General features: G+C 46.2%; 23 protein-coding genes and 1 other RNA gene. 17 read left to right on the top strand and 7 right to left on the bottom strand.

All coding sequences use genetic code 11. The features are described 5' to 3' along the window. Nucleotides 1–123: 123 nt before the first annotated feature. From Q320_RS0113810 to Q320_RS0113730, 17 genes are all read left to right on the top strand, one after another. Entirely contained in the window at nucleotides 124–342 is a 219-nt protein-coding gene (locus tag Q320_RS0113810) for a hypothetical protein (RefSeq protein ID WP_027469489.1), read from the top strand. Between the two features lie 178 nt (nucleotides 343–520). After that, entirely contained in the window at nucleotides 521–925 is a 405-nt protein-coding gene (flgB, locus tag Q320_RS0113805; RefSeq protein ID WP_027469488.1) for a flagellar basal body rod protein FlgB, read from the top strand. A gap of 11 nt (nucleotides 926–936) precedes the next feature. Beyond that, on the top strand, nucleotides 937–1,350 hold the full coding sequence (gene flgC, locus Q320_RS0113800) for a flagellar basal body rod protein FlgC (protein WP_027469487.1): 414 nt from the start codon (nucleotides 937–939) through the stop codon (nucleotides 1,348–1,350). 11 nt (nucleotides 1,351–1,361) lie between these two features. Then, entirely contained in the window at nucleotides 1,362–2,048 is a 687-nt protein-coding gene (locus Q320_RS0113795; protein WP_027469486.1) for a flagellar hook assembly protein FlgD, read from the top strand. Nucleotides 2,049–2,064: 16 nt separating this feature from the next. After that, complete coding sequence (flgE, locus tag Q320_RS0113790; RefSeq protein ID WP_027469485.1) at nucleotides 2,065–3,381, top strand: flagellar hook protein FlgE; 1,317 nt, start codon at nucleotides 2,065–2,067, stop codon at nucleotides 3,379–3,381. Nucleotides 3,382–3,390: 9 nt separating this feature from the next. Continuing rightward, complete coding sequence (locus tag Q320_RS0113785) at nucleotides 3,391–4,131, top strand: flagellar basal body rod protein FlgF (RefSeq protein ID WP_027469484.1); 741 nt, start codon at nucleotides 3,391–3,393, stop codon at nucleotides 4,129–4,131. Between the two features lie 17 nt (nucleotides 4,132–4,148). Further along, complete coding sequence (flgG, locus tag Q320_RS0113780; protein ID WP_027469483.1) at nucleotides 4,149–4,934, top strand: flagellar basal-body rod protein FlgG; 786 nt, start codon at nucleotides 4,149–4,151, stop codon at nucleotides 4,932–4,934. Nucleotides 4,935–4,944: 10 nt separating this feature from the next. Continuing rightward, nucleotides 4,945–5,619, top strand: coding sequence for a flagellar basal body L-ring protein FlgH (locus Q320_RS0113775; protein WP_245591024.1), 675 nt, complete (start codon nucleotides 4,945–4,947; stop codon nucleotides 5,617–5,619). A gap of 26 nt (nucleotides 5,620–5,645) precedes the next feature. Beyond that, on the top strand, nucleotides 5,646–6,737 hold the full coding sequence (locus tag Q320_RS0113770) for a flagellar basal body P-ring protein FlgI (RefSeq protein ID WP_027469481.1): 1,092 nt from the start codon (nucleotides 5,646–5,648) through the stop codon (nucleotides 6,735–6,737). Nucleotides 6,738–6,907: 170 nt separating this feature from the next. Beyond that, complete coding sequence (flgJ, locus tag Q320_RS0113765; RefSeq protein ID WP_051534756.1) at nucleotides 6,908–7,840, top strand: flagellar assembly peptidoglycan hydrolase FlgJ; 933 nt, start codon at nucleotides 6,908–6,910, stop codon at nucleotides 7,838–7,840. 33 nt (nucleotides 7,841–7,873) lie between these two features. After that, nucleotides 7,874–9,895, top strand: coding sequence for a flagellar hook-associated protein FlgK (gene flgK / locus Q320_RS0113760; RefSeq protein WP_027469479.1), 2,022 nt, complete (start codon nucleotides 7,874–7,876; stop codon nucleotides 9,893–9,895). 26 nt (nucleotides 9,896–9,921) lie between these two features. Continuing rightward, nucleotides 9,922–11,244 carry a flagellar hook-associated protein FlgL gene (gene flgL, locus Q320_RS0113755; RefSeq protein WP_027469478.1) on the top strand — a complete coding sequence of 441 codons (1,323 nt, stop codon included), beginning with the start codon at nucleotides 9,922–9,924 and terminating at the stop codon, nucleotides 11,242–11,244. A gap of 55 nt (nucleotides 11,245–11,299) precedes the next feature. Next, nucleotides 11,300–12,655: a DNA repair protein RadA gene (radA, locus tag Q320_RS0113750; protein ID WP_027469477.1), complete on the top strand. Its 1,356-nt coding sequence runs from the start codon at nucleotides 11,300–11,302 to the stop codon at nucleotides 12,653–12,655. 108 nt (nucleotides 12,656–12,763) lie between these two features. After that, nucleotides 12,764–13,093, top strand: coding sequence for a thioredoxin TrxA (gene trxA, locus Q320_RS0113745; RefSeq protein WP_444542288.1), 330 nt, complete (start codon nucleotides 12,764–12,766; stop codon nucleotides 13,091–13,093). A gap of 134 nt (nucleotides 13,094–13,227) precedes the next feature. Continuing rightward, nucleotides 13,228–14,484, top strand: coding sequence for a transcription termination factor Rho (gene rho / locus Q320_RS0113740; RefSeq protein WP_027469475.1), 1,257 nt, complete (start codon nucleotides 13,228–13,230; stop codon nucleotides 14,482–14,484). Between the two features lie 88 nt (nucleotides 14,485–14,572). After that, nucleotides 14,573–14,782, top strand: coding sequence for a 50S ribosomal protein L31 (rpmE, locus tag Q320_RS0113735; protein WP_027469474.1), 210 nt, complete (start codon nucleotides 14,573–14,575; stop codon nucleotides 14,780–14,782). 92 nt (nucleotides 14,783–14,874) lie between these two features. After that, nucleotides 14,875–16,503, top strand: coding sequence for an ArnT family glycosyltransferase (locus Q320_RS0113730; RefSeq protein WP_027469473.1), 1,629 nt, complete (start codon nucleotides 14,875–14,877; stop codon nucleotides 16,501–16,503). Between the two features lie 10 nt (nucleotides 16,504–16,513). Here the strand turns inward: Q320_RS0113730 and Q320_RS21650 are convergent, their stop codons facing one another. From Q320_RS21650 to Q320_RS0113700, 7 genes are all read right to left on the bottom strand, one after another. Next, complete coding sequence (locus tag Q320_RS21650) at nucleotides 16,514–16,681, bottom strand: DUF3149 domain-containing protein (protein ID WP_245591023.1); 168 nt, start codon at nucleotides 16,679–16,681, stop codon at nucleotides 16,514–16,516. A 66-nt stretch (nucleotides 16,682–16,747) separates the two neighbouring features. Beyond that, nucleotides 16,748–18,574, bottom strand: a complete 1,827-nt coding sequence (locus Q320_RS20985; protein ID WP_027469472.1) for a diguanylate cyclase — start codon at nucleotides 18,572–18,574, stop codon at nucleotides 16,748–16,750. Between the two features lie 70 nt (nucleotides 18,575–18,644). After that, nucleotides 18,645–19,139 (bottom strand): YajQ family cyclic di-GMP-binding protein, encoded by a 495-nt coding sequence (locus Q320_RS0113715; protein WP_027469471.1) that lies wholly within the window; start codon nucleotides 19,137–19,139, stop codon nucleotides 18,645–18,647. Nucleotides 19,140–19,229: 90 nt separating this feature from the next. Further along, nucleotides 19,230–19,302: non-coding RNA, sX9 sRNA (locus tag Q320_RS21390), on the bottom strand. Between the two features lie 62 nt (nucleotides 19,303–19,364). Next, a complete protein-coding gene (gene ppnP / locus Q320_RS0113710; protein WP_027469470.1) occupies nucleotides 19,365–19,676 on the bottom strand; it encodes a pyrimidine/purine nucleoside phosphorylase in 312 nt (103 codons plus the stop codon). A 130-nt stretch (nucleotides 19,677–19,806) separates the two neighbouring features. Then, nucleotides 19,807–20,007: a DUF2788 domain-containing protein gene (locus Q320_RS0113705; protein ID WP_027469469.1), complete on the bottom strand. Its 201-nt coding sequence runs from the start codon at nucleotides 20,005–20,007 to the stop codon at nucleotides 19,807–19,809. A gap of 94 nt (nucleotides 20,008–20,101) precedes the next feature. Beyond that, nucleotides 20,102–21,322 (bottom strand): argininosuccinate synthase, encoded by a 1,221-nt coding sequence (locus Q320_RS0113700; RefSeq protein ID WP_027469468.1) that lies wholly within the window; start codon nucleotides 21,320–21,322, stop codon nucleotides 20,102–20,104. Between the last annotated feature and the right edge of the window lie 28 nt (nucleotides 21,323–21,350).

Below are 21,350 nucleotides of genomic sequence, written 5' to 3'. Positions count from 1 at the left end.
GCGCAAAAGTTTTATGGCAAGGCGTCGAAGCCGTCTAGTACGACAAGGCGAGACAACGATGCAAGAAAACTTTTGCTTATCTACTTAAAAAGGTCAGCAAAGCCCCGTAGTTTGGAGTCCATTATGACTAATCGTATGTTTGATTTTGATGTAGAAGCACGTCCGTCCGCTCGTTCTGCCGAGATGGAAGGCTGGTTTCAAATTGTAATTTGCCATGGCAATGCCCGTAAACCGGTAACGGATTGGCAGCCAGCGCCCTCAGCGCACCGTGCGACTGTGCATTCAGTATTGCAAGGCGCCGCAGCAGTGGCTAAACAGCAAATTCAATTGCAATTTCATTGATTCATCAATAAATCACTGCACAAGAGGCTGTATGGCACTTGTGTGCTGAGTAAGTCGGCAAGTCTTGCCGTTATCTTATTGAAATCATCAAAAATTGATCCCAAAGCCAAGCCTAGCTTGGCTTTTTTTTATTGGCACGCTTCCTGCTTATAGTTGTTCATCTCTATGGAGTTTGCACATGCTAGGTCGCCTCGACAATTATTTTAGTAACCAAGAAACCGCACTGAAATTGCGTGGTTATCGTCAAGAAATCTTGGGCTCTAATATTGCCAATGCCGATACGCCCAATTACAAAGCGCGTGATATTGATTTTAAAGCTGCTTTTAATGCTGCACGCGCAGGTAATACGCCAGCGACTTTGCAAGCGACGAACACTCGTCATTTACAGCCCACCAATACCGTCGATTTATTCGCGCCTAGCCTGCAATACCGCAATGAGCAGCAGCCGTCGATTGATGGCAATACGGTCGATATGAATACCGAAATGAGAGAATTTACCGATAACGCGATTCGCTATCAGGCGGCTGTCACCTTTATGACGCGGCGAATTGAGTCGATGAAAACGGCGTTAACGGGTCAATAAGGAAAGCACTGATGTCATTGTTTCGCGTTTTTGATGTGGCTTCGTCAGCAATGAATGCGCAATCGGCGCGTTTGAATGTGGTGGCGAGTAATTTGGCGAATGCTGAATCGGTCACTAGTTCGAATGGGCAGCCGTATCGGGCTAAGCAGGTTGTATTTCAAGCTGTTCCGAGCAATACCCATGGTGCCGCATCGGTAGGCGTAAAAGTCGCTGGCGTGATTGAAGATCAATCGCCGCCGCGTCTGGTTTACGATCCAAAGAATCCATTTGCCGATGGCAACGGCTATATCGCAATGCCCAATGTCAGCGTGGTCGAAGAAATGACCAATATGATTTCAGCTTCGCGTTCTTATCAAACCAATATCGATGTAATGAATACAGCAAAAACCCTGCTGATGCGTACTTTGTCTATCGGTCAGGCTTAAGGAGATTCATCATGGCAACGATTAGCAATAATTTTGATTACACCTCGCTCAATACTAAAAAACTGGTGAACAGAACCGAGGCAGAGAAGCAGCAAGACACTTTTATGAAATTGCTGGTGAAGCAATTGCAAACGCAAGATCCAATGAATCCGATGGATAACGCACAAACTACCAGCCAAATGGCGCAAATCAATACCGTCACTGGTATTGGCAAGCTCAATGAAACAATGAATCAAATGCAATCTTTGTATGCCGGAACGCAAGTGATGCAAGCGGCAGGTTTGATCGGCAAAGAAGTCCTCACCCCCGGCAAAGGCTTCCACTTTGATGGAACGACTAAGGCGGATTTGCGAGTGAGCATTCCTGAAGGTGCTAGTGACGTGATCCTCAGTGTTTTTGATAAAGATGGCACTGAAGTCGCGAAGATTCCTGCTAATAGTTCTCAACCAGGTTTGGCGCAGTTGGAGTGGGATGGCAAAAAAGCGGATGGCAGTGTTTTCCCTGCTGGTGAATACACTGTTGCTGCAAGTGGCAAAAAAGATGGCAAGGAAATTGCTTTAGATACGGTGACTTGGCAAGTGGCTAAATCGGTTGAGTTTGGTAGTAGTGGCGTTGGCGTGTATTTGGCGAACGGCAGTAAAACTGGTTTTGGTGATGTCATTCAAATTCGCTCAGCCACTGGCAGCACAACCGCGTAAAGATTAGGGGAATATCATGGGTTTTCAACAAGGTTTAAGTGGCTTGAACACATCGGCAAAAAATCTCGATGTGATTGGCAATAACGTTGCCAACACCAGCACGGTGGGTTTTAAAGGCGCACGTGCCGAGTTTGCTGATATTTATGCCAGTACTTTTGGTTCCTCATCGAATATCGCCGGTATTGGTGCTAAAACCACCACGATTGCGCAGCAATTTGGCCAAGGCAACACAACATCAACGAATAACCCACTGGATATTGCGATTACCGGAAATGGCTTTTTCCGTATGCAAGATCCGACGGGCTCAATTAGTTACGCACGTAACGGCCAGTTCCAGTTGGATAAAAATGGCTATATCGTTAATAACACACAGTTTTTAACAGGTTGGGCTGTTGATCAGGGAACGGGGCAAGTTTTAGCCGGTTCAACGCCAACACCAATTCAGTTGCAATTTTCCAATATTGGCGCACGCGCAACGGGTGGTTCCGGTGTCACTGGGGCTGGTTTAAATTTAGGCTTGAATTTAAACGCCAATGACAAAGTAATTCCTGCAACGACTGTTTTCTCGTCAACCGATCCGACCACTTACAATTATTCAACATCAGCGACTGTGTTTGACTCTTTGGGTGGCACGCACACGCAAACTTTATATTTCCGTAAAGATGTACCGCCTGCAGTGCCGACGGTTCCACCGAGCAGTACTTGGACTATTCGCTATGCTCTGGATGGTAAAGATGTGAATGCTAACGGTACTTTGGGTGCGCAAGTACCTGCTGTAGCGGCTCTATCTACAGGATTAACTTTTGATGCGAATGGTCGACCGATTGGTCTGCCGGTTGGTGGCTCAACATTTAATGTGACGGCTGCAACGCTCAATAACGGCTCAAATGGTTTGAATTTTCAAATGTTTTTTGATAAATCAACCCAGTTTGGTAGCCCATATGCGGTGAGTACGCTGACGCAAGATGGTTATACCGATGGTGTTTTGACTGGCATTTCGGTGAATAAAGACGGTATGGTTCAAGGCCGTTATTCGAATGGGCAAACGCGCAATGTAGCGCAAGTGGTGCTGTCATCGTTTACTAACTCGCAAGGTTTGCAGCCGCTCGGGGATAACCGCTGGGCCGAGTCATCGGCTTCAGGGCAGCCACTGACCAATGCGCCAGGTTCGGGTAGCACGGGTTCATTGCAATCGGCTGCAGTTGAAGACTCAAACGTAGATTTGACGAGCGAACTGGTAAATTTAATTACTGCACAGCGTAATTACCAGGCCAACTCACAAACGATTAAAGCGCAAGATACGATTTTGCAAACCATCGTTAATTTAAGTTGATAGGTTGATATGGATCGCTTGATTTATGTGGCAATGACGGGGGCAAAGCAAGCCGAGTTCCGTCAATCGACTGTTGCGAATAACTTAGCAAACACATCAACGCATGGTTTTCGTGCAGATTTGGCCGCTTTTCGGGCGATTCCTGTTTTAGGTGGACCAGGATTAGCCACTCGGGCATTTGCGATTGAGCAGGGCACGGGAGCGGATTTAACTTCTGGCCCATTTCAACAAACTGGTCGTGAGCTTGATGCTGCTGTGATGGGCGAGGGCTGGTTTGCGGTGCAAAGCGCATCGGGTGAAGCTTATACCCGTAATGGTAGCTTTGTGATGGATGCGACGGGCTTGTTAAAAACGTTTTCTGGGCAAGTGGTTGAGGGCGAAAATGGGCCGTTAACTATTCCAGAAAATACTCAACCATCTATCGCTGCCGATGGTACGGTTTCAGCAGTTGATCTCAGTAATCCGTCGCAAACGGTGGAAGTAGGTCGTTTAAAGTTGGTGAATCCACCTGCGGCTGAAATGGAAAAAGGCCTTGATGGCTTGTTTCGGCGGCGTAATGGTGAGGCAGGCCAAAGCGACCCGAATGTGCGTTTGGCGATTCGCGGGGTTGAAGGTAGTAATGTGAATGCAGTCGATCAATTGGTTAGCATGATTACGACGCAACGGCATTACGATATGCAAATCAAATTACTGCAAACCGCAGAGCAGAATTCTCGTTCGGCAGCCTCTTTGCTGTCGCTCAATAGTTAAAATAGGAATAAATCATCATGATCCGCTCTTTGTGGACCGCTAAAACCGGCATGGATGCCATGCAGTTTAATGTGGATGTGATTTCGCACAATCTGGCGAACGTGAGCACCAACGGTTTCAAGCGTGAGCGGCCGGTATTTGAAGATTTGCTGTACCAAAATTTACGTCAACCTGGTGCCGCAAGCAGCCAGCAAACGCAATTGCCGACGGGCTTAAATGTGGGTACGGGGGTGCGTCCTGTCGCCACTGCGCGTCAATTTAGCCAAGGTAGCTTGCAGTTGACCGATGGTTCATTGGATATGGCGATCAATGGGCAGGGCTTTTTTCAGATTGCCTTGCCAGATGGTACGACATCCTACACCCGTGACGGTAGTTTTCAGGTGGATAGTCAGGGTACGGTCGTGACCTCTAGCGGCTATTCATTGCAGCCGGCATTACAAGTGCCACAGGGCACAACAAAGGTCACCATTGCCAAAGACGGTACGGTTTCCGCCATCATTAATAATGATTCTGCTGCGCCAGTGCAACTAGGTAATATTCAGTTGGCAACCTTTATTAATCCACCGGGTCTGCAATCGGTGGGTGAAAATATGTACCTTGAAACCGCAGCCAGTGGTGCGCCCACAGTAGGGACACCGGGTACGAATGGACTCGGGGCAATTAACCAAGGTTATGTGGAAGCATCGAATGTAAATGTGACAGAAGAGCTAATCAATATGATTCAAGCGCAACGGGCGTATGAAATGAATTCGCGTGCTGTGCGTACCTCGGATGAAATGTTGCAAAAACTAGGTACTTTATAAATTGTATACATTGAATAATTTTCGCATTCTGGCTGTTGTCCTGGTTTCATTGGGCTTAACGGCTTGTGTTGCGCCGCAATCAATTGTGACTCAGCCAGTGAGTGCACGCCCACAGCAAACCGTACTGACTCAGGCTAGTAATGGTTCTATTTTTCAGTCAGGCACGGCCAAATTGTTGTTTGAAGAGCCAAATGCGCGCCGCGTTGGCGATATCTTGATTATTGCGATTGAAGAAAGCCTGTCTGCGGTGAACTCGGCCAATAGTGCAGCGGATCGAAGTGGTAGTCTGAAGTTGAGTGGCACGACTGATTTGCCCTATATGCCATCAGTACTGAACAAAATGCTGGATGCCAGCGCCGATGTGACTTCGGCGAATACCTTTGCTGGCAAAGGGCAAACCAATAGCAGCAACACCTTCCGTGGCACGATTGCCGTTACGGTCGTGGATGTTTTATCGAATGGTAATTTGGTCTTTGGCGGTGAGAAGCAAATTGCGGTGAATGGGCAGACGAGCTTGATTCGCTTTACCGGAGTGGTTAATCCTGCCGATATCCGCGCCGGAAATACCGTTTCTTCGACGCGTGTTGCCGATGCGCGAATCGAACAAGTCGGGCAGGGCGCGATTGCCGATGCCAACACGATGGGCTGGATGCAACGCGCATTTTTGTCGGTTTGGCCGTTTTAATGTTAGCGATGATAAAGGGCTTGAATATGCGTCGCCTGATTTTGGCCACTTTACTGTGTTGTTTATCGCTGCCTAGTGTTGCAGAGCCTTTGAAGCAGCTAGTTAGCTTTGCAGGCGTACGAAATAACCAATTGGTGGGTTATGGCTTGGTTGTCGGTTTGGATGGGACAGGGGATCAAACCACGCAAACGCCATTTACGGTGCAATCGATCCGCAATATGCTGACCAATCTAGGCGTGCAAATTCCATTGGGCGGCAATATCCAGCTTAAAAATGTGGCTACTGTGATGGTCACGGCGACTTTGCCACCGTTTGCGCGGCCAGGGCAGCCGCTCGATGTGGTGGTTTCTTCTATCGGGAATGCACGTAGCCTACGTGGTGGTGCTTTGCTGATGGCGCCTTTGAAAGGCGCGGACGGACAAATTTACGCCATGGCGCAGGGTAATCTGGTGGTGGCTGGTGCTGGTGCTGCCGCCGCAGGGACAAGTGTGCAAGTGAATCAGTTGGCGACTGGATTGATTCCTGCTGGAGCGACAGTGGAAAAGGCGGTGCCGACGGTACTGGGGAGTGGTGAGTTTGTGCAGTTAGAGCTGCTGCAAACGGATTTCTCAACCGCAAGTCGCGTGGTGAACGCGATTAATAGCCAAGTAGGAGCGGTCGCGAGCGCTCTGGATGGACGAGTGATTCAAGTTCGTGCTCCGCAAGATCCGAATCAGCGCGTCGCTTTTCTGGCGCGTTTGGAAACGATCGATGTCACTCCCGCGCAAATGAATCCCAAAGTCATTATTAATGCGCGAACGGGTTCTGTGGTGATGAATCAGGCAGTCACTGTACAAGAATGCTCAATCGCGCACGGCAACTTGACTGTGACGATCATTGCGGATAATCAAGTGGTACAACCCAACGCGCTCGCGGCAGGGCAGGCGAAGCGGGTACAGAATGCTGAAGTAGGAATTGAAACCGGTAAAGGCCCGATGGTGAAAGTACCAAAAGCCACTTCACTGAGTCAGGTCGTTCGTGCCCTGAATTCGGTGGGCGCGACGCCGCAGGATTTACTCGCTATTTTGCAGGCAATGAAAGCAGCCGGCGCTTTGAATGCGGTGATTGAAATTATTTAGTTGTTTATTCTCTAGGTATATTGATGCAGGCTTTAATACTTATTGCTTGCATCGATATACATCTGTGCTTTTGTCTGTTTTATACTTAATTTAAGCCAAGTAAATTACTTTCGGCATGCTCCTTGCTTTGGTTTGTATCAATCAAGCCATTTGCACTTTGGAGCAGCATCGTGAATACCGCCAGCAATGCCATTCAGAACACGCTCGCCATCGACCCAAAAGCGATGAATCAGCTGCGTGTGGCCAATCGCGCCGACGCTGCTGCGGGTGCAAAAGGCGTGGCGCAGCAGTTTGAAGCCGTTCTGATGCAGCAAATGCTAGCGGCCATGCGTACTGCGAGCCCGACTGATGACCTCAATGGTAGCAGTGGCCTGACGATGTTCCGTGGTATGCACGATCAACAATTGACCCAAATGTGGTCGGCCAAAGGTGGCTTGGGTTTGGCCGACGTGATTGCTCGGCAAATTCAAGTCCAACAAAATCCTGAACTACTGCAACAACCCTTGCGCCGAGGTGTTGATCTCTTCGCTGATCGTGGCTTGCCTTATGCCCGCTCGACTCCTGCGGTTGCGGCAAAAACTGCCGTTGCGCCAGCCAGTGTTGCCGATAAGCCAGCAGTGGGTACTGCAGGTGATTTTATTAGTAAATTAAGTAGCGCAGCGAAAAGTACTGCCGCAGCGTTAGGCGTTGCGCCACATGTTTTATTGGCGCATGCCGCTTTGGAAACAGGCTGGGGCAAAAAAAATATTACGGATGCCGCAGGCAAAGACTCATTCAATCTGTTCGGGATTAAAGCGGGTTCAAGCTGGCAAGGTAAAACCACCGATGTGTTAACGACTGAGTTTGTTGATGGTGTGGCGCAAAAAAGAGTCGAAAAATTTCGTGCTTATGACTCCTACACCGAAGCCTTTGCCGACTATGCCAGCGTGATGAAACGGCGCTTTGGCGATGCTTTAGGTCAAGGTAGTGATGCAGTGGGTTTTGGTAAGGCTTTGGCAAAAGAAGGCTATGCCACCGATCCAAATTACGCGAATAAACTAGCCCGTGTGGCCGAGAGTGTGGCCGCCCGTTTGGGTGTGAACAATTCAAGAATGGGCGCTTAAAGCCGATAAAGTAAAGAATAGGAGCAAAGCATCATGGCCTCATCTGTATTTGGTATTGGCGTATCCGGCTTAAATGCCGCTAACTTGGGTTTAAGTACCACAGGGCATAATATTGCCAACGTCAACACGGATGGTTATTCGCGGCAAGGCCTTCGGCAAAGCGCCCCTTATCCTCAGCTGGCGGGAAGTGGTTTTAATGGTTTGGGTGTGAAAGTCGATTCGATTGTACGGATTTATGATCAGTTTTTGACCCGCGCGGTTGAAGTTGCACAAACGCAATCGAGCTACCAAAATACTCGCCTGGCGCATTTATCTGAAATTAATAATATTGTCGCCGATCCTACAGCTGGGGTTTCCCCTGCGTTACAAGATTTTTTCTCGTCGGTGCAAAATGTCGCGACCAATCCGGCGAATCCGCCATCACGCCAAGCAATGCTGTCGAGCGCGCAAACACTGCTGAATCGGTTTCATGTTTTTTCACAACGCCTGAGTGAGCAGCGCTCATCATTGAATGGCGAAATTGAGAATACAGTGAGTAGTATCAATGCTTATGCTGCGCAAGTGGGTGATTTAAATAATAAAATTGTTGTTGCGCAAAGTAGTGGGCAGCCCCCCAATGACTTATTGGATCAACGTGATTTATTAGTCAAAGATTTGAATAAATTAATCAAAACAACATCTCTGCCTTTAAGTGATGGTTCAATTAATTTGTTTGTTGGTAATGGTCAAGGTTTAGTGGTGGGTTCACAAACCTACACTTTGGGCGCGGTACCTAATCCAGCAGATCCAGAAAGTTTATCAATTAGTTATGAACAAAATGGTAATTCAATTTTATTACCTGATAATTTAGTTAGTGGTGGCCAATTAGGCGCATTATTGGATTATCGTAGCCAGTCTTTAAATCTGGCGCAAAATAGCTTAGAGCGGACTGCATTGGGTTTGGTGACAACATTCAATCAGCAACACAAAGCTGGGCAGGATTTGAATGGTAATTTAGGGCAAAATTTTTGGTCATATCCGACAACCAACTTAGGTGCAGGCATTGATGCCCCTGCGCTTGGCGTCGTGCGCCCAAATACGAATAACACCGTACCCGCCACGGCAAATTTGACCGGTTACATTCAGGATATTTCCAAGTTAACGACCAGTAACTACGAATTATCTTACGATGGCACGAATTATGCGCTGGCTAATTTAAGTGATGGTAGTAAGTATACTCTGCTGCCTGCTGAGGCCGCAGCATTGACAACGCCTGCTGGATTTACCACTGCGGGTGGTTTGTCATTGTCTTTGAGCACGACACCCGCGGCAGGAGATAAGTTTACCATCATGCCTTTGAAGGGATTTATTGATCAACTTGGAGTCAGGATTACGGATCCGCGTGAAATTGCCGCTGCGGGGCCCGTGTCTGCCGTCGAGCCTAAAGCACCTGCACCATTGAATACGGGAACGTTGAAGATTACTCAGCCGGATGCCGTTGCACAAACCACTTTAACGACTGATGCTTCTTTGAATCCTAATATTTTTACACCGGTTACACTGACGTTTACACCTGATGCTTCGGTAGTGCCATCTGGGATGGCATTTAGTGTCGCTGGTGCTGTACCGGCTGTTGCGGGTACGGTGCCTTATAAGGCGGGTGATACTGTTAGTTATAATGGTTGGACCATGAAATTAGATGGATTGCCAGCGAGTGGCGATAGCGTAACGGTGCAGAAAAATGTGAGTACCGCCAGTGCAGATAATCGCAATGCGCTCGTAATGGGAAAGCTGCAGACGAATCGAGTATTGGACGGTAAAACGGCAACATATCAAGAATCATATGGGCGTATGGTTGCGACAATTGGTACGCAAACGAATGAAGCAACGATTATGGCTAAGGCACAAGACAAATTATTATCAAGCGCCGAAAATAGTCGAGACTCGGTGTCTGCTGTTAGCTTGGATGAAGAGGCTGCAAATTTGTTGCGATATCAACAAGCCTATCAAGCTTCAAGCAAAGTGATTCAAATTGCACAAAAAGCATTTGATGAGATTATTAATTTAGGCCGTTAAGCTGGACTAAATTAGGAGAGTTTAAAATGCGTATCGCGACTACAACCCTATTTAATCTGGGTAGCAATGCATTGCAACGACATCAGTCTGATCAAGCTAAATTGCAAGCCCAACTATCTTCTGGGCGTAAAATATTGACGCCTGCAGATGATCCTATTGCGTCTGCACGTGTGCTTGATATTTCACAGGCAAAATCGATTAATGAACAATATGCTACGAATAGCTCTACTGCAGATTCATTTATGCGCTTAAGTGAATCAACGTTGAATCAAGTTACATCGAGTATTCATTATATTCAAGAATTAGCAGTGCGTGCGGGCAATGCCGCATTTGCTTCAGATGAGAAAAAAATACTTGAGGCAGATTTACAAGGTCGGTATCAAGAGCTCTTGGGATTAGCAAATACGACGGATGGACAAGGTAATTATTTGTACTCGGGCTTTCAGGGGGATACCAAACCTTTTACGGAGGCTGCTTTTGGTCAGGTCACTTATAATGGCGATAATGGAAAACGCTTAGTGCAAATCTCAGATGGTCGGCAATTACCCATTTCCGAATCTGGGAGCGATATATTCCAACGAATTAAAAATGGCAATGGGACATTTGTAACCGCTTATAACCCAGCCAATACAGGAAGCGGGATTGTGAGTCCTGGTGAAGTACTTGATCCGAATAAATGGCAGCTTGCCCCTGCTCCGCGTGATTTTAGTATTCAGTTTCAAGTCTTGCCAGATCCAGCTAATGTAGGAAAAACAATTACTACTTATGATTTAGTGAATAACGCTAGTAATGTGTCTTTAATTGATGGTGCTGCAGTACCTCGTGCGGCGGGCTCTGCCCTTCCTCGGGTCTACGCAGAAAATGCGGACATTGAGTTTAAGCAGTTAGCATCTGATCCCGGTGCTGTGGCGGCTTGGGATTTTGGTGTGAAAATGGATGTAAAAGGTAGCCCAGCGGCTGGCGATCAATTTTCAGTGAAGGCCAGCACTCACGTGGATTTATTTAGTACCTTGGGGGCGCTGTCATCTGCGTTGAAGTCTTTTCAGTCAGGCTCTACAGGTGCTGCAGCATTTCAAAACCAGTTAAATACGGCACTGTCGAATTTGTCTAACTCTCTGGGGAATGTACTGACCTCTCAAGCCTCTCTAGGTTCAAGGATGCTTGAAACTGATTCGGTCAAAGACACAACTGAAGATTTGAAACTACAATATGCAAAAACCCTGTCGGGATTGCAGGATCTAGATTACGCTGCAGCAATTAGTGATTTTGCGCAAAATCAGATGGTTTTAGATGCAACTCGCAAGAGCTTTTCTCAGGTTCAAGATTTAAGTTTATTCAAGTATATTTAACGTTTTCGTGCCTTGTTCAACGGCTCGCAGTGCGAGCCGTTTTCATTTGGATTCTATGAGTAAAGTTAAAACAAATTTTGTTTGCCGCATGTGCGGTGGTCTCTCGCCCAAATGGCAGGGACAGTGTCCGCAGTGTGGTGACTGGAATACGCTTGAGGAAAGTATCACTGAAGCCAAAGCGGCAACTGGGCGCTTTCAGTCATTGGCCGCAGATGGCGCAATTAAAAACTTATCCGAAGTTAATGCAGAAGAAGTACCTCGTATTCCTACGAATATGGAGGAATTGGATCGTGTATTGGGCGGTGGCTTGGTACCCGGCGGTGTGGTGCTGATTGGCGGTGATCCAGGAATCGGCAAGTCGACTTTACTGCTGCAAGCGTTGGCTAAACTCTCCGAAACTCAGCCGGTACTGTATGTGAGCGGCGAAGAGTCGGCACAACAAATTGCATTAAGAGCGCGCCGCTTGGGAGTGCCTACAGCTAAAGTTCGCCTTTACCCCGAAATTAGTTTGGAAAAGATCTTACTGGCGTTGGCGAATGAAGCCCCAAAAGTAGTCGTGATTGATTCAATTCAAACCATGTTCACCGAAGCGTTAACCAGTGCGCCAGGCAGTGTGGCCCAGGTTAGGGAGTGTTCGTCGCAATTAACGCGATTTGCCAAACGGCACGGCACATCAGTTTTATTGGTGGGTCATGTTACTAAAGACGGTGCGATTGCTGGCCCGCGTGTTTTGGAGCACATTGTGGATGCAGTGCTGTATTTTGAAGGAGATACGCACTCTAGTTTTCGTTTGATTAGGGCGATTAAAAATCGTTTTGGCGCGGTTAATGAGTTAGGTGTGTTTGCGATGACCGATAAAGGTTTGCGCGAAGTTTCTAATCCGTCGGCAATGTTCTTGAGTCAGCATGCAGAGCCTGTTGCGGGTTCTTGTGTGATGGTGACGCAGGAAGGAACGCGGCCGATGTTGGTCGAAGTGCAGGCCTTGGTGGATGACGCCCATTCCCCGCAAGTGAAGCGGCTTGCTGTGGGCGTCGAGCAAAATCGCTTGGCTTTGCTACTGGCCGTTTTGCATCGCCATGCTGGTATTGTGGCTTTTGATCAGGATGTGTTTATTAATGCGGTGGGCGGTGTACGAATCTCTGAACCTGCTGCCGATTTAGCCATGCTAATTGCAATTGTTTCGTCACTGAAGAATAAGCCTTTACCAGCTAAAATGGTCGTGTTCGGTGAAGTGGGCTTGGCGGGTGAGGTTCGTCCTGTGCAACGAGGGCAAGAGCGCTTAAAAGAAGCGGCAAAACTGGGATTTACCCACGCGATTGTACCTAAGGCGAATCGCCCACGGCAGCCGATTGAAGGGATGACTGTCACCGCTGTTGAGCGCTTGGATGAGGCTGTTGCAGCAGCTTTTTAACTGAAAGTGCTTGAAATTTATATTTTAGGCCGCATTAATAGATTTAGATAAGGTCGGTAATTAAATCGCATTTATTTGGCTTAACCCGTAAACACTGGAGAATCATCAATCATGAGCGAAAATATTTTACATGTCACCGATGCGACATTTGAAGCAGAAGTACTGCAAGCACAAGAGCCTGTTTTAGTGGATTATTGGGCTGAGTGGTGCGGTCCTTGCAAAATGATTGCGCCAATTTTGGATGATGTTGCCGTTGAATATGCGGGTAAACTGAAAATTGCTAAACTCAATATCGATGAAAATCAAGCCACACCACCTAAGTTTGGTATTCGCGGTATCCCTACTTTGATGCTGTTTGTGGGTGGTGAAGTGAAATCGACGAAAGTCGGCGCTTTGTCTAAATCACAATTGACTGCATTTATTGATAGTAATATTTGACACTGTAGTTAAATCCATATACGCTTCAAAAAAGTAAGGTTATGTGGCGCGCTAAGCGCTCCACATAACGGCTTACCCCCTCTAAGAATATCCCGTACTACCTCCCCTTTACTTTATTTTAAGCGTAATTATTTATGCATTTGTCTGATCTAAAACATCTGCACGTCACTGAATTAGTCGAAATGGCGATTAGTTTTGAAATTGACGGTGCCAATCGCATGCGAAAGCAAGATTTAATTTTTGCTTTGCTGAAAAATCGAGCCAAAAAAGGGGAGAGCATCTTCGGTGAGGGGACACTTGAGGTCTTGCCAGATGGCTTCGGCTTTTTGCGTAGCCCTGATACTTCTTACCTCGCTGGGCCTGATGATATTTATGTGAGCCCTAGCCAGATTCGTCGTTTCAACTTGCATACAGGTGATTCGATTGAGGGTGAAATTCGCATCCCTAAAGACGGCGAGCGTTATTTTGCTTTGGTGAAAGTGGATCGCGTGAATAGCGATGCACCTGAAGCTTCTAAGCATAAAATCCTGTTCGAGAATTTAACGCCGTTGTTTCCAACTGAGCGTTTGAAGTTAGAACGTGATATTCGCGCTGAAGAAAATATTACTGGTCGAGTGATTGATTTGATGGCGCCGATTGGTAAAGGTCAGCGTGCTCTGCTCGTTGCGCCGCCAAAAACTGGTAAAACCGTGATGTTGCAGCATATTGCACATGCAATTACTGCCAATCATCCTGAAGTCGTCATGATTGTGCTGCTGATTGATGAGCGCCCTGAGGAAGTGACTGAAATGTTGCGTTCCGTGAAGGGTGAAGTTGTGTCATCTACTTTTGATGAGCCTGCTACGCGTCACGTTCAAGTGGCCGAGATGGTCATTGAAAAAGCCAAGCGTTTGGTTGAGCACAAAAAAGATGTGGTGATTTTGCTCGATTCAATCACGCGTTTAGCACGTGCTTACAATACCGTGGTTCCATCATCGGGCAAAGTTTTGACGGGTGGTGTCGACGCGAATGCTTTGCAACGTCCTAAACGTTTCTTTGGCGCCGCACGAAATATTGAAGAGGGCGGTAGCTTAACGATTATCGCTACGGCTTTAGTTGATACGGGTAGCCGTATGGACGATGTCATTTATGAAGAGTTTAAAGGCACGGGTAATAATGAGATTCAGCTTGATCGCCGCATGGCCGAAAAGCGCATCTTCCCGTCCATTAATATCAATAAATCGGGTACGCGCCGCGAAGAGTTATTGATTAAACCAGAGCAATTACAGCGTATCTGGGTGCTGCGTAAATTACTCTACCCAATGGACGACCTTGAAGCGATGGAGTTTTTGATGGATAAGCTCAAGTCAACGAAAACGAACTTAGATTTTTTTGACTCGATGCGCCGTTAATTCTTGCGGATTAGCCCGCATTTTGCGATAATCCCAGACTTTGCAGCGTCGGCAAAATCCCGGCGCCCGCTAACCCAAGGAAAAGAACATGAAAGCTGATATCCACCCAAATTACAAAGAAATGAACGTGACTTGCTCTTGCGGTAGCGCATTCAAAACTGCGTCTACATTAGGCAAAGATTTGCACGTTGAGGTTTGCTCAGAATGCCATCCATTCTACACTGGCAAGCAAAAAATCGTTGATACTGCAGGTCGTATCGAGAAATTCAATTCTAAATTCGCTCGATTCGCTCGCTAATTTAGAGTTAGAAATAAAAAAAGGCAGCTTTATAGCTGCCTTTTTTTATTGGCTTATGCCAAAATTATTTAGACATACTCATTGAATATGACATGCTGACCTATCAAGCTACCCAAGACCGTCCTGTGAATGTAACAAAAAGCCAAGATAAGCCTTGGCTGCTGTTATTGCTCTGTTTTTTCTGGTTAATTCCGGGTTTAGTTGGGCACGATCCATGGAAACCGGATGAAAATGTAAGTATGGCGATTGTGGCCTACTTTATGCATCATTCAGATTGGACGCTGGCATCGATCGCAGGCGTGCCACAATTTAATCAGGCGCCGCTTTATTTTTGGCTTGCTGCGTTACTGGCCAATGCATTGTCTTGGTTTGGTGTAGCTGCGCATGATGCAGCCCGATTAAGCACCGGCTTGTGGATGGCGCTGGGTTTGTGGGGAACAGGCCTCGCTGCACGAGAACTCTTTGGTCGCCGTTATGGCCGGCTTGCTGTGGTGATTCTCTTAGGTTGCCTTGGTTTACCTTTATGGGGGCACCATGTTTCACCGGCGGTCGTCGTGTTGTGCGGATTTGCGTGGCTTGCTTATGCACTGGCGCTGGCAATAAAACGTCCTCTGCGAGCAGGGGTTATTCTAGCTTGCGTATTCTTGGTGCTATTAACGGGAGCAAGCTGGGCTGATGCTTTACTGGCGGTATTGATTTCATCGCTGATGCTTATGTTTACGCAGTGGAGAAAGTTAAGTTACGCCATTACTTTACTGACTGCTGTGTTGATTGCATTTCCGATTGCGGCGCTGTGGGGTTATTCGCTGCAAACTAGTTCCAGTGATTTGTTTCAGACATGGTGGCGCTACTATGCATGGGGGCCTTTTGGTGGGGCGCGTTCATTTGCAATCGGACATAACTTTGGCTTTTTACCATCGGTACTGGTTTGGTTTGCTTGGCCGGCTCTGCCACTGGCGGGCTGGGCATTGTATGTGTTTCGCCGCGAATTGAGCCAGCCTCGCTGGCAATTATTGATTACGCTGCTGCTGGCACAAATTGTATTTGTGACGCTGGTGAGTAAAACCAATGAAACGCTGGTGTTACCACTTTTGGTCACGCTCTCCTTGCTGGCAAGCGGCGGCGTGGATGAGTTACGCAGAGGGGCTGCTGCCGCACTGAATTGGTTTAGTTTACTAACATTGGGCCTTGCAGTGCTCGTTGTGTGGTTTTTCTGGTTGGCTCTGGTATTGGGTTACCCTTTGGAGGTCGTCGCTTATTTGCGACGATTCAGCCCTGCTGAAATGTCGGTATTCAGTTATGGCACTGCATTTGCTGTGTTGGTGACCTTACTCTGGGGGCAGGTTCTGTGTCGCAAGCGTCCAATTGGACGTAGAGCGTTGACGAGCTGGGTGAGTGGCCTCACTTTATTGATTGGCTTGTTGGTTGGTTTGTTTCAAACTTGGGTCGATGCGGGCAAATCTTATCGCCCAGTTGCCGAAGGATTGGCAGAGGCGATGCAGTCCAGACGTCATGAATGTATTGATCTAAGCCTTGTTGCTAAAGATCCCGCCGCAGCCATTGTCTATTTTACCGATTTAGAGCTCGATGCACGTCCAGATAATCAGTGTGCTTTGTATTTGCAGCGGTCAAAAGAGCCGCCAAGCCAGAGTGATTCACTGCTCTGGAGTGGCAGTCGCTTAGGGGAAAAGGATGAATTTTTTGGCTTATACAGAAGATAATTGTGCGAGATTATTCTTTATCTTGGCTTAAATCTCGTTCTGCTATTTCTGCATTCACACGGCGCTGTACGTAGATAAAGAGATAAATCGCCATGGCGATGATAAAGCCGATAGTGAAGAGGCTGAGTAAGCCAACAGTTGAAAATAGAATAACGCCAAGCGGTGAATTTTCCATCATGCTCTCCTAGTCGTGATGCTCTATCTAATCGCATCTTTTACCTAGTTGTATTGATGGTGATCAAAATTATTGCTCGGCCTCTTTATAGTATTGAACTTGATTTCTGCCATTTTTCTTCGAAGCATACATTGCTAAATCGGCTCGTTTGAGTGGGATGTCGATAATTTCATCGTGAATACTCACTTCAGTCACGCCAATACTGCTGGTGATGCGGATGATTTGCCCATCTTTAAGCTGAATGCGACTGCACTCAATTGCGCTTCTAAGGCGTTCGGCAACTTGCAACGCAGCAGCAGGTGTTGTTTCTGGGAGTAGGGCGGCAAATTCTTCGCCACCGAGTCGACCGAGGATATCGATATCCCGCAATATATTTTTGCAGGTTAATGCAATCGCTTGAATCACTAAGTCACCCGCATCGTGTCCATAATTATCATTGACGCGTTTAAAATGATCGATATCTAGCATTAATAGGCTCGCATTGCGCTGATGGCGTTGAATTCTTTGCATTTCATTGCTGGCTGAGTGGATGAAATGAGCGCGATTAAATAGGCCCGACAAAACATCCGTAGTTGCCTGATGCTTTAATTCAGCCTCTAACTGTTTGCGCTCGCTAATATCCACTATGCCAATTAGTAGCATTTGTGTTTCTGTGCCTTGCACCATTGAAATTGAAATGCTGCCCCAGAATTGTTCCTTGGTATTTTTTTGTAAAATACATTCAATGTTTTGCGGTGCTTTAAGTTCAGTCAGTTGATTAATCTGCTGCTTGAATTCAGCGGTATCATGATAAAAGTCGAATGCTCGTTTTGATAGCGCAGTCGCTTGCGGCATATCTAATGTCTGTGCGGCAGGCTGGTTAATATACAGAATTAAAAAATCAGGCATCCTTGCTAGAATTAAACCAATTGGCATTGCTTCAATCATTTGCCGAAAACGTGCTTCACTGGCGATTAATTTACTTTCTTTCTGGATTAAGGTTTGATTGAGTCTTTGTGAGCGCCAGAAGTAATAAATCATCATCAAGGATAGCCCAAGCATTAAAAAGCTACCTAAAACATAAACTAAAGCTGTATGCTTCCAGTTAGATAAGTAGTTTGAATTGTGCTTGGAAACAATAATAAAGAGTGAAGAGTTCGCAATTTGGCGAATACTACTTTGGATCGCAGTATTATTTTTGTAACTACTGGTTGTTTGAAATTTTTCCCTTGAGCGTATTAAATATTTTAGTTCATTTTGATTAACTGACTGCTTAGGTTTTGTACTGACGGCATTTAAATCAAGGTTAATAATTGAAATGGACGTGTTTTCATTGTTGCTGAACTGCTTGAGAATTTTCTCAATGGCAGCTTGCGAAATGCTGGAAAAAAATACGGCTGAATTTTCCTCTTCGATTTTGATATTCTGTGTTAGCAGTAGAGCGTTTTTCGTTTTATCTATTTGTACTATTGTAATACGCCCTACATCTTTTCTATTGGCTGCTGAAATAATTAATTCTTGATTGCTTTCTGTAGTGGATGTTGGATTTTGGTTTGCTGAAGCGATTAGTTTTCCTGTGGAATCAATAATCCCAATCGTATCTATGGTAGGTAGCAGATACAAATGGTTTTGTAATAATTCAGAGGTTTTATTTAGACTGTTTTGGTTTGGATTCGCCGAAAAAATATTAGAATTAATTTGTGCTGCTGCAAGATTTTGGGCTAATTCAATTTCGCGGAATGTGGCGAGGAGTTCCTGCTCTATCGAAGCGCTGAGGTTTTCTATTTCTAGGTTGGCGCGCTTCATTTCCCCTTGATAGGAGTCGGTAATTTGGATCGCTAAGACCCAGAGTACACTCACGGCAAAAACTAATGAGAAAAATGGCGCGAGGTAAGGTTTTTTCGATGGCCAGTGCATAAGGCTCAACCTGTGAATAGCAAATGGATGTTGCTTTATATATTAGTTGAACCTTATGCTGACGCGAGATTTAATCGCGGAAATTTTGATATTGCAGTGGGAAATCACTCACAGACTTACGCATTAAAGCAATCACGCTTTGCAAAATATCGCGATCCTTGCCGGTAATACGTACTTCATCACCTTGAATCGCCGATTGAACTTTAAGTTTTGAATCTTTAATGATAGTGATAATTTTCTTTGCTAGTTCTTTATCAATACCATCTTTGATGGTCAGCACTTGCTTCACTTTATTGCCGGAAACTTTTTGGATGTCGCCTTGTTCGAGTCGCTTGCTGCTCTCGGGTTCTTTTTTCTCGAGCGCCGGGAAAACAATATCTTTAATTTGATCGAGTTGAAATTCAGAGTCGCCGTTTAAAGTAATCAGCTTATCTTTTTCATTGAGTTCAACTTTGGCGCTGGTGCCTTTAAAGTCATAACGATTAATGATGGTTTTCGCGGCCACATCAATCGCATTTTTTAATGCCACCATATCGGTTTCAGAAGTAATGTCGAAAGAAGGCATAATTTAGCTCGCTTGGAAGATAGATGGGAAATATGGCTTACCAAATCAGAACAGTCGTCCTGATTTGGTATCAGCTCGCGCTTAGAGAGTGTTTTAAAAGTAGCGAGCGCCCGTTAGAGCGGAGAGGCCGGAGCACAGGAACCGCAATGTACGATTTGTACATGAGGATTCCGAGCACCGCCCGCACCGCTATCACGGGATGCGTAGCACTTTTAAAATATGCTCTTAAGCGAAATGGCAAACGTAGTGCAAGGTTTCAGTCGTTTCAATATCAAAGCTTGAATTGCCAGGTACATTGAATGATTGACCAGCAGAGTATGTATTTGTAGCGCTTTCTCCAGCTAGCTTAACGTTGCATACCCCTGCAACTACTTCCATGATTTCCGGTGCACCAGTATTGAAATTCAATGCCGATGGCAAAATCACGCCTACAGTTTTTTTCGTACCATCCGCAAATACCACGGTGTGACTCATGCATTTACCGTCAAAGTACACATTACCTTGTTTTAAAACCGATACATTATCAAATTGGCTCATGATGATTTCCTAGATAAAGGTTAATTTTAAGTAGTAAGTCAAAAGTTCTCACGCTGCGTTGCTGCGCCTCGCCGTACTACCTGCACTGTCTTTGGCTTTGCGCCTTGCGTGAAAACTTTTGTACTGTTACTTAATGAGTTAATACTTGGCTTAAAATTTCTTTGGCAATAAAACCCAGCATGCCAAAGCCTAAAACAAAAAACAGCACAATCGTGCCATATTTTCCGGCTTTGGATTCTTTGGCTAAATTGTAAATAATAAAACCCATATAAATGATTAAGCCCGTGCATAAAATCGTCACCGACAGCGTGGTAAATTTTTCTTCATCCATCGCTAAAAGTGCATCAAGCATTGGCTTTCTCTATCTGAGTGCAAACGGCTCAGAATGACCGAGCCGTTTTAATTGGTTTTATCTAAAGCAAAACTTATTTATTTAAACGACCTGCAATACGCATACGTAGTGCATTCAATTTAATAAAGCCACCCGCATCGACTTGATTGTACGCGCCGCCATCATCATCAAACGTTGCAATATTCATATCGAATAATGAATTGGTTTTTGAATCACGGCTTACGACAATGACATTGCCTTTATACAATTTCAAACGCACCCAGCCATTCACGGTTTCTTGCGTTGCATCGATGAGCGTTTGCAATACTTTACGCTCAGGGGCCCACCAGAAGCCGTTGTAAATCATGCTGGCGTAACGTGGCATTAAATCGTCTTTCAAATGCGCTACTTCGCGATCCAGCGTGATCGATTCGATTGCGCGATGCGCTTTCAGAATGATGGTGCCGCCCGGTGTTTCGTAGCAACCGCGTGATTTCATGCCAACATAGCGGTTTTCAACCAAGTCCAAACGGCCAATGCCATGCTTGCCACCGAGTTCGTTTAATTTAGTCAATACCGTCGCTGGCGACATACGCACGCCATTGAGCGCCACGATATCGCCTTTCTCGAATTCAACATCGAGGTATTCAGCTGCATCCGGTGCGTTTTCTGGGCTCACGCTCCAACGCCACATGGTTTCTTCAGCTTCAGCCGATGGATTTTCTAAGTGACGGCCTTCAAAGCTGATGTGCAGCAAGTTGGCGTCCATCGAATACGGTGCGCCGCCGTTTTTGTGTTTCATATCCACTGGGATATTGTGCTTTTCGGCGTAAGCGAGCAGTTTTTCGCGCGACAATAAATCCCATTCACGCCACGGTGCAATCACTTTCACATCCGGTTTCAGGCCGTAATAACCGAGTTCGAAACGAACTTGATCGTTGCCTTTGCCGGTTGCGCCATGCGATACCGCATCAGCGTTAGTGGCGTTGGCGATTTCGATTTGGCGTTTGGCGATCAATGGACGTGCGATTGAGGTGCCGAGCAGGTATTCGCCTTCGTATACGGTATTAGCGCGGAACATCGGGAATACGAAGTCGCGAACAAATTCTTCACGCAAGTCGTCGATAAAAATATTTTCTGGCTTGATACCAAATTGCAGTGCTTTTTGGCGGGCAGGTTCGAGTTCTTCGCCTTGGCCTAAGTCGGCAGTGAAGGTCACCACTTCACATTGGTAAGTGTCTTGCAGCCATTTCAAAATGACAGATGTATCAAGGCCGCCGGAATAAGCGAGAACTACTTTATTAATATCGGACATACGTATTGCCTTAGTCTGAAGATGTTCA

The sequence above is a fragment of the Deefgea rivuli DSM 18356 genome (genome assembly GCF_000620145.1).
Lineage (GTDB): Bacteria > Pseudomonadota > Gammaproteobacteria > Burkholderiales > Chitinibacteraceae > Deefgea > Deefgea rivuli.
The sequence above is the reverse complement of the archived record's forward strand: the minus strand, read 5'-3'. Positions and strand labels throughout refer to the sequence as shown.